Here is a 14,183-nt window from a genome sequence, read left to right as displayed (position 1 = left end):
AATCCGGCCTTTTTTTTCGCTGCAAATTGCAGAGCGATGAGATTACTGCAAATTAGCGACTACGGAAGACAATGCGGCCTTTGCTCAGGTCGTACGGGGTCAGCTCAACGGTCACTTTATCACCCGTCAGGATGCGGATGTAGTTTTTGCGCATTTTACCGGAGATATGAGCAGTAACCACGTGTCCGTTCTCAAGTTCTACGCGGAACATGGTGTTAGGTAACGTATCCAGTACGGTACCTTGCATTTCAATATTGTCTTCTTTGGCCATCGAATCCTCTGGGTGTACTACCTTTCAGTTGAACCGGCAAGATAATGCCCAATTCAACGATTTATGTAAAGAACCGTCGGCGATTTTGCCAACACTTTGCCGGGGTGCACGTCAGTCGCGCGCATCCGGTAAAATTAGGGTGTTTATGTGACGTCTGCGGGGGATTAGCGGGCTAAGAATCTGTATCAACCGGTTACACGCGCACGATTGAAAACAGTTCCGAGAGTGCGTTGAGATTCCCAGCCTGGCAATTCCGGCTCGTTATTGCGAAGCGCGGACGACATACCAAACTCGACCATTATACCACTTAATACGTCTTTATGTGTGCAAAACATCTCTGTGCGACTAAAAAAGGGTTTGTGTCTGCCAGCAGCCATCGCTGACAGGCTGGCACGCAAGGCTTTGTACATATTGCAGATAGTCGGCGCGCGGGATCTCCTGCGCCCCCAAAGAGGCCGTATGAGGGTTAAGTACCTGACAATCCACCAGACGGCCCTGATGTCTGAGGAAATGCTGACAAAATACCCAAAGTGCGGTTTTTGACGCATTCTGCTGACGGCTGAACATTGATTCGCCGCAGAAGATTTGCCCCATCGCCAGCCCATACATGCCACCTGCCAGCTGATGTTCGTCCCATACTTCAATGGAGTGGGCGTGGCCCAGTTCATACAATCGCAACCAGGCGCGCTTCATTTCAAAGGTGATCCAGGTGCCTTCCTCTCGACCGGTGGCACAGCCCTCGATCACCTCGGCAAATGACTCATTCATCGTCACCCGATAGGGCGAACGGCTGTGGAAACGCTTCATGCTCCGGCTGAGATGAAACTGCTCAGGCAACAGCACTGCACGGGGATCGGGCGACCACCAGAGAATCGGGTCGCCAGAAGAAAACCACGGAAAGATGCCGCGCTGATAAGCGTTAAGTAGCCGGGCAGGGGAGAGATCACCCCCCATGGCCAGCAGGCCGTTTGGCTCACGCAGCGCCATCTCCGGTGGGGGAAATTGCAAAGATTCCCGTGACAGTTGTACCAGTCTCATCGCGTTATGTTACCTATCAGCATTTCGCTAAGACTATAGCGCAATCCGCTGTCGGAAACGCCAGTACCGACCCGCTTTTGAGATTAATTCGGCATGACTTCCCTGTTCCACAATCACGCCATTATCCATCACGCAGATGCGATCCATCTGCTCCAGGCCGCTGAGCCGGTGGGTGACCATTATTACGGTCTTGCCAGCGGTCAGCCGCTGCAGCAGGGTGAGGATATACTGCTCGGTTGTGGCATCCAGTCCTTCGGTGGGTTCATCCAGCAGCCAGAGATCGCCGTCATGCAGTAACGCACGCGCCAGCGCCAGCCGACGCAGTTCGCCGCCTGACAGCGGGCGACCGCCTTCTCCCATCCAGGCGTTTAATCCTTCCGGGTTCTCAAGCAGGCGCTGCAGGCCGACGTCATTCAGCACGCGGCGTAACTGCTCATCAGTAGCATCGGGACAGGCCAGCAGTAGGTTATCACGCAGGCTCTGACTGAAGAGATGAACCCGCTGAGTCACCACGCTGATGCGCTGACGCAGCGCTGGCTCTGACCATGCGGTGATCGGCAGGTCATTCAGGCTGATAACACCGTGCTGGCTATCCCAGCCACGGGTTAACAGCGCCAGCAGAGTGGATTTGCCGCAGCCGGTCGGCCCCAGCAGTGCAATGTGTTCACCGGCTGCCACCTTAAGGGTAAAGCGGTTCAGCACCTTATCCGGGCGGTCGGGATAGCTGAAGTCGAGCTGATCGATAGCAACCGCGAGTCGTCCTGGCCGGGCGTCTGAATCTGCCGGAAAGGTGATAGCGGGTGACTGATCGATAATGTCATTGACTCGCTGAGCGGCATTTATCACCTGCGACATGGGCAGAAAGGCCCCTGCAACCGGTGCCAGCGCCTCGAAAGCAGCCAGCGCGCAAAACACCACCAGGGCAATCAGCGAGCCGGGCAACTGCTGCTGGCTGATTGTCGCCGCACTGAGCCAGAGCAACAGTGTGACGGTTACGCCGCTGATCAGCAGCAGCAGGCTCTGTGCCGCAGCCTGCAAGCGCTGTTGCTGGCTCTGAGCCTGCTGCCAGCGCTGTTCATCTTCATCAAGTTGCTGACGCCAGTCCCGCGAGGCACCGTACAGGGTGAGTTCAGCCTGAGCCGCCAGCCACTGCATCAGCTGTAAGCGCCAGCGGGCGCGCCCACGGGCAATCGCGCCGCCTGCGGGCGATCCCAGACGGTAAAACAGCGCTGGCATCACCACCAGGGTACTCAGCATGATGCCGCCCAGCGTCAGTGCAAGCTGAAGATCGATAAAGCTCATTCCGAGGGTAACCACGACAATCACCACCAGTGCGCCGATCAGCGGCGAGATGACGCGCAGATAGAGGTGATCCAGCGTATCGACATCGGCCACGAAGCGGTTGAGCAGATCCGCCTGCCGGAACCGCGAAAGCTGGCCTGGCGAAAGGGCCATCAGGCGGCTGAAGGTGTGGACACGCAGATGCTGAAGAACCCTGAATGTTGCATCGTGGCTAACCAGCCGTTCAGCATAGCGTGCGGCAGTGCGAATGATGGCGGCGCCACGTACGCCTGCCGCAGGCAGCATATAGTTGAAGGTATAGAGACCGGCTACGCCTGCCACTGACGAGGCGGCCAGAAACCAGCCTGAAAGCGTCAGCAGGCCGATGCTGGCCAGCAGGGTAACAATCGCCAGCACGATGCCCAGCGCCAGGCGATAAGGGTGGCGCAGCCAGAGACGAAGAAAAGGACGCAAGGCGGACATCAGCGAATCTCCTGTTGACGATGCTTCAGCATCTCACTGAACGCACCCGGCTGTTGCGACAGCTGCTGCCAGTTACCCTGTTGCACCAGCTTACCGGCTTCCATTACCCAGAGGGTCTGCCAGTGACTTAGCGTATCAATCTGATGGGTTATCATCAGCGTGGTCTGGCGGGCTGCCGCCTGGTTCAGCGCCAGCATCACATGACGTTCACTGAGCGCATCCAGGCTGGCTGCGGGTTCATCGAGCAGCAAAAAATGCGAGGATTTATAGAGTGCGCGCGCGACCGCGACCCGCTGCGCCTGACCCACCGACAGCTGATTACCGCCATCGCCGGGCTGGGTGTCAATGCCCTGGGGCAGCCGAGGCAGGAACTCATTAATGCCGCACGACTCCAGCAGCGCCGCAAAACGCTCGTCATCCCAGGCCGCATTCATCACGATATTGTCGCGCAAGGTGGCGGCCGGTAACTGAGGATTCTGTCCTACCCAACTGAGTTGCTGATGCCAGTCACTCCGTCGTATATCGCGAAGTTCAACGCCATTCGCTTTCAGCGAACCCTGATAAGGCAGAAAACCGAGCAGGGCGTTCATCAGGGCCGTTTTACCTGCCCCGCTTTGACCGACCAGCGCAATCTGTTCGCCAGGGACGACAGTAAAAGAGAGCGGGCCGCACAACACCTGACCATCAGGCGCACAGACACGCAGATCTTCGGCGGTAAGTGCGATTGAGCGATCGGCAGTGAAGGGCAACTGGCCTTCCTGCGGCGCGGTGGCAGGCGTCGCCTGCATAAAGGCTTCAAGGGCATCGGCACCGCCTACAGCCTGGGCTTTGGCGTGATAGAAAGCGCCGAGATCGCGCAGCGGCTGGAAAAACTCCGGGGCGAGGATCAGCACCAGAAAGCCGGCAAACAGCGTTACGCCATGGCCGTAATCACCGAAATGCAATTCGCCCAGATAGGAGAAACCAAAGTAGACGGCCACCACGGCAATCGCCAGCGAGGCAAAAAACTCCAGCACGGCAGAGGAGAGAAAGGCTAAGCGCAGCACTTCCATGGTGCGCTGGCGAAAATCGGTGGTGGCGGCGGCAACCGCCTCCTGCTCCGCTGCGCCACGATGAAACAGCCGCAGCGTCTCTCTGCCGCGCAGGCGGTCGAGAAAGTTACCGCTCAGGCGGGCCAGCACCAGGAAGTTCCGGCGGTTGGCCTCGGCCGCACCCATCCCGACCAGCGCCATAAACAGCGGAATCAGTGGCGCGGTGGCAAACAGGATCAGACCCGCCGTCCAGTTGAGCGGAAAAATAGTCAGCAGAATGCAGCAGGGGATCAGCACCGCCAGGGTCATCTGCGGCAGATAGCGCGCGTAATACTCCTGCATCTCTTCGATCTGCTCCAGCAGCAGCGTCGCCCAACTGCCGGCTGGCTTTCCCTGAATCCACGCCGGCCCCAGATCAGACAATCGGTCTAATACCTGCTGACGTAAAGCCTGACGGATAGCCTGTCCGGCACGATAACCGGTCAGTTCACGGGCATAGTTAATCAGGGCGCGGAGCACAAAGCAGAGCAGTAACAGCAGGATGCTGACAGTCAGGGCTTCGCGCGGCTGCTGGTCAACAATCAGAGCCTGCAGCAGCGAGGCCAGTAAACCCGCCTGAGCAATGATCAGAAGTGCACTTGCCATGCCCAGCAGGGTGTTGAGTCGCAACCAGCGACCGGCGAAATGACGTTGCTGACGAAGCCAGCGGGTAAGATGCTGCTGCCGCGATTTGTCCATGCGAGACCATGATGAATGTCGATGACGGGTGAAAATGGAAAGACATTTCCATCTCTTCAGGCGCAAGAATCTAGCATGAGAGCAATAAAAAAGGCGACGGAAAAACCGTCGCCTGGAACATTTGAGATCAGAGGGTTAACAACTTACTGATCGTTTTTAACCAGTCCGTCAAGAAAGCGTTCGGCGTCTAACGCGGCCATACAGCCGGTGCCCGCAGAGGTGATCGCCTGACGATAGATATGGTCCATCACATCGCCTGCCGCAAAGACGCCAGGGATGCTGGTCTGAGTGGCGTTGCCGTGCAGACCTGACTGAACTTTGATGTAACCGTTCTCCAGCGCCAGCTGACCCTCAAAAATGGCCGTATTCGGGCTGTGTCCGATAGCAACAAAAAGACCCGCCACCTCCAGCGCTTCTGTCTCATCACTGTTCTGGGTAGAACGCAGCGTCAGACCGGTGACACCCATCTGATCGCCCACCACTTCTTCCAGCGTGCGATGGGTGTGCAGCACGATATTGCCATTGCGCACTTTTTCCATCAGGCGGTCGATCAGGATCTTCTCTGCGCGGAAGCTGTCACGACGGTGAATAAGGTGCACTTCAGCCGCAATATTTGCCAGGTAGAGCGCCTCTTCCACAGCCGTGTTGCCACCGCCAATCACCGCGACTTTCTGGTTGCGATAGAAGAAGCCGTCACAGGTTGCACAGGCAGAGACGCCTTTGCCTTTGAAGGCCTCTTCGGAAGGCAGACCGAGGTAGCGCGCTGACGCACCGGTGGCGATGATCAGGGCATCTGCCGTGTATTCGCCACTGTCACCCGTGAGGCGGAACGGACGGTTCTGCAAATCGACGGTGTGAATGTGATCGAAAATGATCTCAGTATTAAATTTTTCGGCATGCTCATGCATCCGCTCCATCAGCGATGGACCTGTCAGATCGTGCGGGTCGCCCGGCCAGTTCTCCACCTCGGTGGTAGTGGTCAGCTGTCCGCCTTTTTCCAGACCCGTGATCAGTACTGGGTTCAGATTGGCGCGTGCAGCATAAACGGCTGCGGTATAACCCGCTGGGCCGGAGCCCAGAATGAGTAACTTACTGTGTTTGGCCGTACTCATGCGTTCCTCAGTTTCATTCGGCTGACATAGCCTGCGATTGTAGGGAATATCCGGCGACAATGACAAGGCTTCGGCAATTTTGTTAACGATAGCTGCAAACGGCGTAGACGATGAGCGACGGTTTTGCCTGGCCAATGCGCCAAAAGGGGGCAAAACTCGGGTTAGAGGGGTGCAATAGTGGAAAAATAGTCATTTAAAAACAGATACCCAGCGAACTGTCTGGCATCTTGTCCTGAATTTGGTGATTTTACTTTGACAATCGCCTGCGCTTTTGCGAAAACATTATCAGAAGCGAATAACATTTATCGGAACAAAACAGGTTTTCATCGCCCGTTTTGCACGTAACGCCGAATAAAAGCAGCCTGATATGGATAATGACGCATGATGTGGACAGACAACATGCGTCATATCGATAGGTGTCAGAACACAGGCTCTGTTAGCTCACTTCAGAAATGCCCCGAACAATGAGCGTTTTCAGGGCGTGGCAGGTAAAGGGAAGGAATTAAGAGAGACAATAATAATGGTAGACAATAAGAAACGCCCCGGGAAAGACCTCGACAGAATTGACAGGAACATTCTGAATGAACTTCAGAAAGATGGTCGCATTTCAAACGTAGAGCTTTCCAAACGCGTAGGCTTATCGCCTACGCCATGTCTTGAGCGCGTGCGTCGTCTCGAACGTCAGGGATTTATTCTTGGCTACACCGCGCAGTTGAACCCGCACTATCTGGATGCGTCGCTGCTGGTGTTCGTTGAGATTACTCTGAATCGTGGTGCACCGGATGTGTTTGAGCAATTTAACGCCGCTGTGCAAAAACTTGAGGAAACTCAAGAGTGTCACCTCGTTTCCGGCGATTTCGACTACCTGCTGAAAACGCGCGTACCTGATATGTCAGCCTACCGTAAGCTGCTGGGTGAAACCCTGTTGCGCCTGCCGGGCGTAAACGACACGCGTACGTATGTGGTGATGGAAGAGGTTAAACAGAGCAATCGACTGGTGATCAAAACTCGCTGATGCGGGGCAGGTGCAAAACCTGTGAGATTTCGGTACACTCCTGTGCATTCATACAGGATCAGCGTCGGGCTCGCCCGGCGCTGTTGCTTCTTACTTTACAGGCACCTGGAGAGTCCTCTTGAGCCAGGAATATACAGAAGATAAAGACGTTTCGTTACAATCGATGAGCAGTGGACGTCGTCTGCTGGAAGCAATGCTCATTCTGGTGGCGCTGTTTGCCATCTACCTGATGGTTTCTCTGGTCAGTTTTAACCCTTCCGACCCGAGCTGGTCGCAAACGGCCTGGCATGAACCTATCCATAATATCGGCGGCAGCGTCGGTGCCTGGCTGGCTGACACCTTACTCTTCATCTTTGGTGTGATGGCGTATGCCATTCCGCCCGTCATCCTGGGACTGTGCTGGATTGCTTTCCGTCAGCGCGACAGCCAGGACTACTTTGACTACTTTGCCGTCGGGCTGCGCTTAATTGGCGTCCTCGCGCTGGTGGTGACGACCTGTGGTATGGCGGCGCTGAATGCCGATGATATCTGGTACTTTGCCTCGGGCGGCGTGATCGGCAGCCTGGTCAGTAATGCTATTGCACCCTGGTTCAGTCCGGCTGGCGGCACGCTGATGCTGCTCTGCGTCTGGGCGGCGGGCATTACCCTTTACACCGGCTGGTCATGGCTCACCATTGCAGAAAGAATTGGTGGCGTAGTCATGGGCGTACTGACGTTTGCCAGCAACCGCTCTCGTCACGATGAACCCTGGCAGGAAGAGGATGACGAGCGGGACGCGCGTGAATACGCGGATGTGCCTGAGCTTCATGCCGCCGATCAGGATGATGATGTGCTGCTTTCTGCCCCACGTGCAGCTGCTGAGCCTGCGGCGTCACAGCAGGATCCGCTGCTGGCTAAAGCTGCAGCAGCCACCAGTGCGGCAGTCGCGGCCACCGCTGAAGCCGCCGAGGTGACCCTCGCCCCTGCAGCCACGGTGACGCCAGCATCTGTCGCTGCACCTGCTGCTGCGGTTACAGCTTCGGCGCCTGCCGCGTCAGCGACATCCATCCCTGCATCACCGTCTGCACAACCTGCGCCTGCGTACGCACAGAGCGCGCCAGCTCCGCAGAGTGTGGCGAATTCCCCGGCGCAGAGTGCTTCTGCACCCGCAGACTCACCACCGCTTTATCATTTTGAAATGCCAGACGACGCTCCGGCTACGCCGTCGTTCAGTGCTTACGACGATGATGAACCTAAAATGGGTAACTGGCGGGATACGTCAGCCATCCCTGCGGCGGCAGCGGCAGCCCAGGCAACGGCAGCCCAGGCAACGGCAGCCCAGGCAACAACGCGTACTGCGCCTGTTTTTGATTTAGCCCCTGAAACCAATCTCAATCCGCAGGTTAAACAAGGTATCGGCCCGGCACTGCCGCGTCCTAACCCGGTAAAACTGCCAACCCGTCGTGAGCTGGCCTCTTATGGCATTAAGCTGCCTTCTCAGCGCATGGCAGAAGAGAAAGCGAAAACGGAAGAGACCGAACCGGTTAGTGCTGGCTCCGTTTCCTCTGCTCCGGATGCTGAAGAGGCGCTGCAGCAGGCTGAACTGCGACAGGCTTTCCAGTCTGAACAGCAGCAGCGTTACGGCACCAGCTGGCAGCAGGACGAGGAAGATGAACAGGATGCACAGCAGCAGGATGCACTGGCCCGTCAGTTCGCCGAGCAGCAACAGCAGCGCTATGAACCAGAAGTGAAAAAAGAGCCGGTATTCAATATTGATACCGCCTTAGCGTTTGATTTTTCACCGATGAAAGATCTGGTGGATGATAGTCCTTCTGAACCGCTGTTTACCATTGCGGCGACGCCAGAACCTGAAGCTCCAGCGGTTTCACACGAACCCTGGCAGCAGGTGAGTGAGGTTTCAAGACCTCAGGCTCCGGCTCATGTTCCTGCACCAGCCAGCTTTGCCCCGGCAGAGCCTGCCTATAGCGCCCCGACAGCACCGTCTGAACCTGACTATGCTGCGCCTGCGGCAACCTCTGCGCCCGCTTATGGTGCCCCTGCGGCTCCTCAGGCTCCGGCTTACTCTGCGCCTGGCTATGGCACGCCAGCGGCAGCGCCGGTTCAGCCGGTGGAAGAGGCGAAACCTTCACTGCATGACAGCCTGATTCATCCATTCCTGATGCGTCACGAGCAGCCGCTGGAGAAACCTTCCACGCCACTGCCTTCGCTGGATCTGCTGACCGCACCGCCTGAAGAGGAAGAGCCGGTTGATATGTTCTCGCTGGAGCAGACTGCCCGTCTGGTGGAGTCGCGCTTAGGCGATTATCGCGTTAAAGCGGAGGTGGTCGGTATCTCGCCTGGCCCGGTTATTACCCGTTTCGAACTTGACCTGGCACCAGGCGTTAAAGCGGCGCGTATCTCCAATCTGTCCCGCGATCTGGCGCGTTCGCTGTCGACGGTAGCGGTTCGTGTGGTGGAAGTGATCCCAGGCAAACCTTACGTAGGTCTGGAACTGCCAAACAAGCATCGTCAGACCGTCTATCTGCGTGAAGTGCTGGATTGCCCTAAATTCCGCGACAACCCTTCACCGCTGGCCGTCGTGCTGGGTAAAGACATTGCCGGTCAGCCGGTGGTGGCCGATCTGGCGAAAATGCCACACTTACTGGTCGCCGGTACCACCGGTTCCGGTAAATCTGTGGGCGTGAACGCCATGATTATCAGCATGCTGTATAAGGCGACGCCGGAAGAAGTTCGCTTCATCATGATCGACCCGAAAATGCTTGAGCTGTCGGTCTATGAAGGTATTCCGCATCTGCTGACCGAAGTGGTCACAGACATGAAGGATGCTGCCAATGCGCTGCGCTGGAGCGTCGGTGAAATGGAGCGTCGCTACAAGCTGATGTCGGCGCTGGGCGTGCGTAATCTGGCGGGCTACAACGAAAAAGTGGAACAGGCCGAAGCGATGGGTCGTCCGATTCCCGATCCGTTCTGGAAGCCGGGCGACAGCATGGATATGACGCCGCCGGTTCTGGAGAAGCTGCCTTATATTGTTGTGATGGTCGATGAGTTTGCTGACCTGATCATGGCAGTCGGTAAAAAGGTGGAAGAGCTGATTGCGCGCCTGGCACAGAAAGCCCGTGCTGCCGGCATCCATCTGGTACTGGCGACACAGCGTCCATCTGTGGATGTCATTACCGGTCTGATCAAAGCGAACATTCCGACGCGTATCGCCTTTACCGTTTCCAGCAAAATTGACTCACGTACCATTCTCGATCAGGGCGGCGCGGAGTCATTGCTGGGTATGGGTGACATGCTCTACATGCCGCCGAACTCCTCGCTGCCGATTCGTGTTCACGGTGCGTTTGTTCGTGACCAGGAAGTGCATGCAGTGGTTCAGGACTGGAAAGCGCGTGGTCGTCCGCAATATATCGACAGCATTACGGCGGGCGAAGAGAGCGAAAGTGCAGGTGGTATCGACAGTGATGAGGAGCTCGATCCGCTGTTCGATCAGGCGGTCGGTTTTGTGGTCGATAAGCGCCGAGCGTCGATTTCAGGCGTTCAGCGTCAGTTCCGCATCGGTTATAACCGCGCGGCACGTATCATTGAACAGATGGAAGCGCAGGGCATTGTTTCTGCACCAGGACACAATGGTAACCGTGAAGTGCTGTCGCCACCGCCACACGATATGTAGTGGCTAAATGTTTTGAAACACAACGCAATGAGCCAGTTCCGACTGGCTCATTGTTTTTATGCGGTTAAACCCCATATCTGAATCAGCTTTCGGTTTTTTCCTCTGTTCTGATGGCGGAACGGCGGCCAGGCTTAATGCAGTTATCGATGGGAACGTTTAAATAAGGAATTGAAGCAGATGAAATTACGCGTAATCGCTCTGGGCCTGTTGGCCACCTTTTCTTCAGCCAGCGTTCTGGCTGATGCTTCCAGTGATCTGCAACAGCGCCTGAACAAGGTCAGCAGCTTCCACGCCAGCTTCACCCAAAAAGTGACCGACAGCAGCGGCGCGAATGTGCAGGACGGCGAAGGCGAATTGTGGGTAAAACGTCCCAGCCTGTTTAACTGGCACATGACCGCGCCGGACGAAAGCATCATCATCTCCGACGGTAAATCGCTGTGGTTCTACAACCCGTTTGTTGAGCAGGCGACAGTCAGCCTGTTGCAGAATGCGACCAGCAACACGCCCTTTATGCTGATTGCCCGCAACCAGTCAAATGACTGGAAGCAGTACAATATCAAACAGCAGGGTGACAATTTTGAACTGACACCTAAGAACAGCGACGGCAACCTGAAACAGTTCACCATCCAGGTGACGTCCAGCGGGACCATCAACCGCTTCAGTGCTATCGAGCAGGATGGCCAGCGCAGCGATTACCAGCTGAAAAGCCAGCAGAATGGCGCTATCAGCCCGGATAAATTCACGTTCACACCGCCAAAAGGCGTGACGGTGGACGACCAACGTCAGTGAGGTCACGGTGAGTAACCTGTCCCTGGATTTTTCCACCGAAAATTTCAAACCTCTGGCCGCGCGTATGCGGCCAGAAACATTGAAACAGTACATTGGTCAGCAACATCTGCTGGGCGCAGGCAAACCTCTGCCGCGCGCGATTGAAGCAGGGCACCTGCATTCAATGATCCTGTGGGGACCTCCCGGGACCGGCAAGACCACGCTGGCTGAGATCATTGCCCATTACGGTAACGCCGATGTGGAACGTATTTCGGCCGTCACCTCCGGCGTAAAAGAGATCCGTGAGGCGATTGAGCGGGCCCGTCAGAATAAACATGCCGGGCGGCGCACGATCCTGTTTGTGGACGAGGTCCATCGGTTCAACAAGAGCCAGCAGGATGCCTTTCTGCCCCATATCGAAGATGGCACCATTACCTTTATTGGTGCGACCACCGAAAACCCCTCTTTTGAACTTAACTCTGCGTTGTTGTCACGCGCCCGCGTTTACCTGCTGAAATCACTAACCCTGGAAGATATTGAGCAGGTGCTGGATCAGGCGATGCAGGATAAAGCGCGAGGTTATGGGGACAGTGACATCGTGCTGCCGGACAACACACGCAGGATGATCGCTGAACTGGTTAATGGTGATGCACGTCGGGCGCTGAACACGCTGGAGATGATGGCTGATATGGCCGAAATCACCGCATCAGGTCAGCGAGAACTGACGCCGCAGCTGCTTAACGAAGTCTCTGGTGAGCGATCCGCGCGGTTTGATAATAAAGGCGATCGTTTTTACGATCTGATTTCTGCACTGCACAAATCGGTACGCGGCTCCGCACCGGATGCGGCGCTCTACTGGTATGCGCGCATTATCACTGCGGGCGGCGATCCGCTCTATGTGGCTCGTCGGTTGCTGGCAATCGCCTCCGAAGATGTCGGCAACGCCGATCCGCGCGGTATGCAGGTGGCGATTGCGGCCTGGGATTGCTTTACGCGCGTCGGTCCGGCAGAAGGGGAGCGTGCGATTGCCCAGGCCATTGTTTATCTGGCTTGCGCGCCTAAAAGTAATGCGGTCTACAACGCGTTTAAAGCCGCAATGCGTGATGCGCGCGACCATCCCGATTACGATGTGCCGGAACATCTGCGCAATGCCCCGACTAAGCTGATGAAAGAGATGGGCCTGGGTAAAGAATACCGTTATGCCCATGATGAAACCAACGCCTATGCCGCGGGTGAAGTCTATTTTCCGCAGGAACTGGCCAGCGCGCGCTATTACACCCCAACCCAGCGCGGGCTTGAAGGCAAGATTGGTGAAAAGCTAAGCTGGCTGGCTGAGCAGGATCAAAATAGCCCGACAAAACGCTACCGCTGAAACAGACGTTACGGTAATGTGGGCAATGTTTTCAACGCATTCCGCTGGAATGCGTCCCTTCGTTCAACCAACTTTTTATACACAGGATAAGCATGCTCGATCCCAATCTGCTGCGTAACGAGCCAGACGCAGTCGCAGAAAAACTGGCACGCCGGGGATACAAACTGGATGTGGAAACGCTGCGTTCGCTTGAAGAGCGTCGCAAAGTGCTGCAGGTGGAAACAGAAAATCTGCAGGCAGAGCGTAACTCCCGATCCAAATCCATCGGTCAGGCCAAAGCACGTGGGGAAGACATCGAGCCGCTGCGTCAGGAAGTGAACGCGCTGGGCGAACGCCTGGATGCCGCAAAAGCAGAACTGGATGAACTGCAGAATCAAATCCGTGACTTCTCACTGGCACTGCCGAACATTCCGGCCGATGAAGTGCCGTTGGGCAAAGATGACAGCGAAAACCAGGAAGTGAGCCGCTGGGGTACCCCGCGCGAGTTCAGCTTCCCGGTTAAAGATCACGTTGAGCTGGGTGAAGCGGCTAAAGGCCTGGATTTTGCGTCTGCCGTGAAACTGACCGGTTCACGCTTTGTGGTCATGCAGGGGCAGATTGCCCGCCTGCACCGTGCACTGAGTCAGTTTATGATTGACCTGCACACCGAGCAGCATGGCTACCTTGAAACCTACGTGCCTTATCTGGTTAACCACGAAACGCTTTACGGTACCGGACAGCTGCCTAAGTTTGGCGAAGACCTGTTCCACACCCGTCCGCTGGAAGAGGAGTCAGACAGCAGCAACTATGCGTTAATTCCTACTGCGGAAGTGCCGCTGACTAACCTGGTGCGTGATGAGATCCTCGAAGAGGATAGCCTGCCGGTTAAACTGACTGCGCATACGCCGTGCTTCCGTTCTGAAGCGGGTTCTTACGGTCGTGACACGCGTGGCCTGATCCGTATGCACCAGTTCGACAAAGTTGAGATGGTGCAGATCGTCACGCCGGAGCAGTCAATGGATGCCCTGGAAGAGCTGACCGGTCACGCTGAGAAAGTGCTGCAGCTGCTGAACCTGCCATATCGTAAGGTTTTACTCTGCACCGGCGATATGGGCTTTGGATCGACTAAAACTTACGATCTGGAAGTCTGGCTACCGGCGCAGAATACCTATCGTGAAATTTCATCCTGTTCCAACATGGGTGATTTCCAGGCGCGTCGTATGCAGGCGCGTTGCCGCAACAAACAGGATAAGAAACCGCGTCTGGTTCATACCCTGAATGGCTCAGGGCTGGCCGTAGGCCGTACCCTGGTGGCGGTGCTGGAAAATTATCAGCAGGAAGATGGCCGCATCACTGTGCCTGAGGTTTTACGCCCCTATATGAATGGCGTCGAAATTATCGGCTAAGCAACAGTAACTCTCTGAA

10 protein-coding genes are annotated in these 14,183 nt (G+C 56.2%); 5 read left to right on the top strand and 5 right to left on the bottom strand.

Features of this window, described 5'->3' with window-relative positions; all coding sequences use genetic code 11:
- Positions 1–52: 52 nt before the first annotated feature.
- The 5 genes from infA to trxB all read right to left on the bottom strand — a co-directional run bounded on the left by infA (position 53) and on the right by trxB (position 5,954).
- A complete protein-coding gene (gene infA, locus OK409_RS08090) occupies positions 53–271 on the bottom strand; it encodes a translation initiation factor IF-1 (protein WP_002211347.1) in 219 nt (72 codons plus the stop codon).
- Between the two features lie 345 nt (positions 272–616).
- Complete coding sequence (gene aat, locus OK409_RS08085; protein WP_010254921.1) at positions 617–1,309, bottom strand: leucyl/phenylalanyl-tRNA--protein transferase; 693 nt, start codon at positions 1,307–1,309, stop codon at positions 617–619.
- 33 nt (positions 1,310–1,342) lie between these two features.
- On the bottom strand, positions 1,343–3,073 hold the full coding sequence (cydC, locus tag OK409_RS08080) for a heme ABC transporter ATP-binding protein/permease CydC (protein ID WP_264366951.1): 1,731 nt from the start codon (positions 3,071–3,073) through the stop codon (positions 1,343–1,345).
- Positions 3,073–4,842 carry a heme ABC transporter permease/ATP-binding protein CydD gene (gene cydD / locus OK409_RS08075; RefSeq protein WP_264366950.1) on the bottom strand — a complete coding sequence of 590 codons (1,770 nt, stop codon included), beginning with the start codon at positions 4,840–4,842 and terminating at the stop codon, positions 3,073–3,075. The genes cydC and cydD overlap by 1 nt, the downstream gene beginning before the upstream one ends.
- Positions 4,843–4,985: 143 nt before the next feature.
- Positions 4,986–5,954 (bottom strand): thioredoxin-disulfide reductase, encoded by a 969-nt coding sequence (trxB, locus tag OK409_RS08070; RefSeq protein ID WP_003849329.1) that lies wholly within the window; start codon positions 5,952–5,954, stop codon positions 4,986–4,988.
- A 520-nt stretch (positions 5,955–6,474) separates the two neighbouring features.
- On the opposite strand from trxB, the gene lrp reads away from it, so the two are divergent.
- The 5 genes from lrp to serS all read left to right on the top strand — a co-directional run bounded on the left by lrp (position 6,475) and on the right by serS (position 14,164).
- On the top strand, positions 6,475–6,969 hold the full coding sequence (gene lrp, locus OK409_RS08065) for a leucine-responsive transcriptional regulator Lrp (RefSeq protein ID WP_006118610.1): 495 nt from the start codon (positions 6,475–6,477) through the stop codon (positions 6,967–6,969).
- A gap of 118 nt (positions 6,970–7,087) precedes the next feature.
- The gene (locus OK409_RS08060) at positions 7,088–10,639 is read left to right on the top strand and encodes a DNA translocase FtsK 4TM domain-containing protein (protein WP_264366949.1); all 3,552 of its coding nucleotides are present in this window, start codon (positions 7,088–7,090) and stop codon (positions 10,637–10,639) included.
- A gap of 177 nt (positions 10,640–10,816) precedes the next feature.
- On the top strand, positions 10,817–11,428 hold the full coding sequence (gene lolA, locus OK409_RS08055) for an outer membrane lipoprotein chaperone LolA (RefSeq protein WP_003849334.1): 612 nt from the start codon (positions 10,817–10,819) through the stop codon (positions 11,426–11,428).
- Between the two features lie 7 nt (positions 11,429–11,435).
- Positions 11,436–12,779, top strand: coding sequence for a replication-associated recombination protein A (locus tag OK409_RS08050; RefSeq protein ID WP_033757131.1), 1,344 nt, complete (start codon positions 11,436–11,438; stop codon positions 12,777–12,779).
- 92 nt (positions 12,780–12,871) lie between these two features.
- Positions 12,872–14,164, top strand: a complete 1,293-nt coding sequence (gene serS, locus OK409_RS08045) for a serine--tRNA ligase (RefSeq protein WP_010254930.1) — start codon at positions 12,872–12,874, stop codon at positions 14,162–14,164.
- Positions 14,165–14,183 lie beyond the last annotated feature (19 nt).

Origin of the sequence: Pantoea sp. RG18 (assembly GCF_025910075.1) — a bacterium.
Lineage (GTDB): Bacteria > Pseudomonadota > Gammaproteobacteria > Enterobacterales > Enterobacteriaceae > Pantoea > Pantoea agglomerans.
This window is presented reverse-complemented; position numbering and strand designations above follow the sequence as displayed.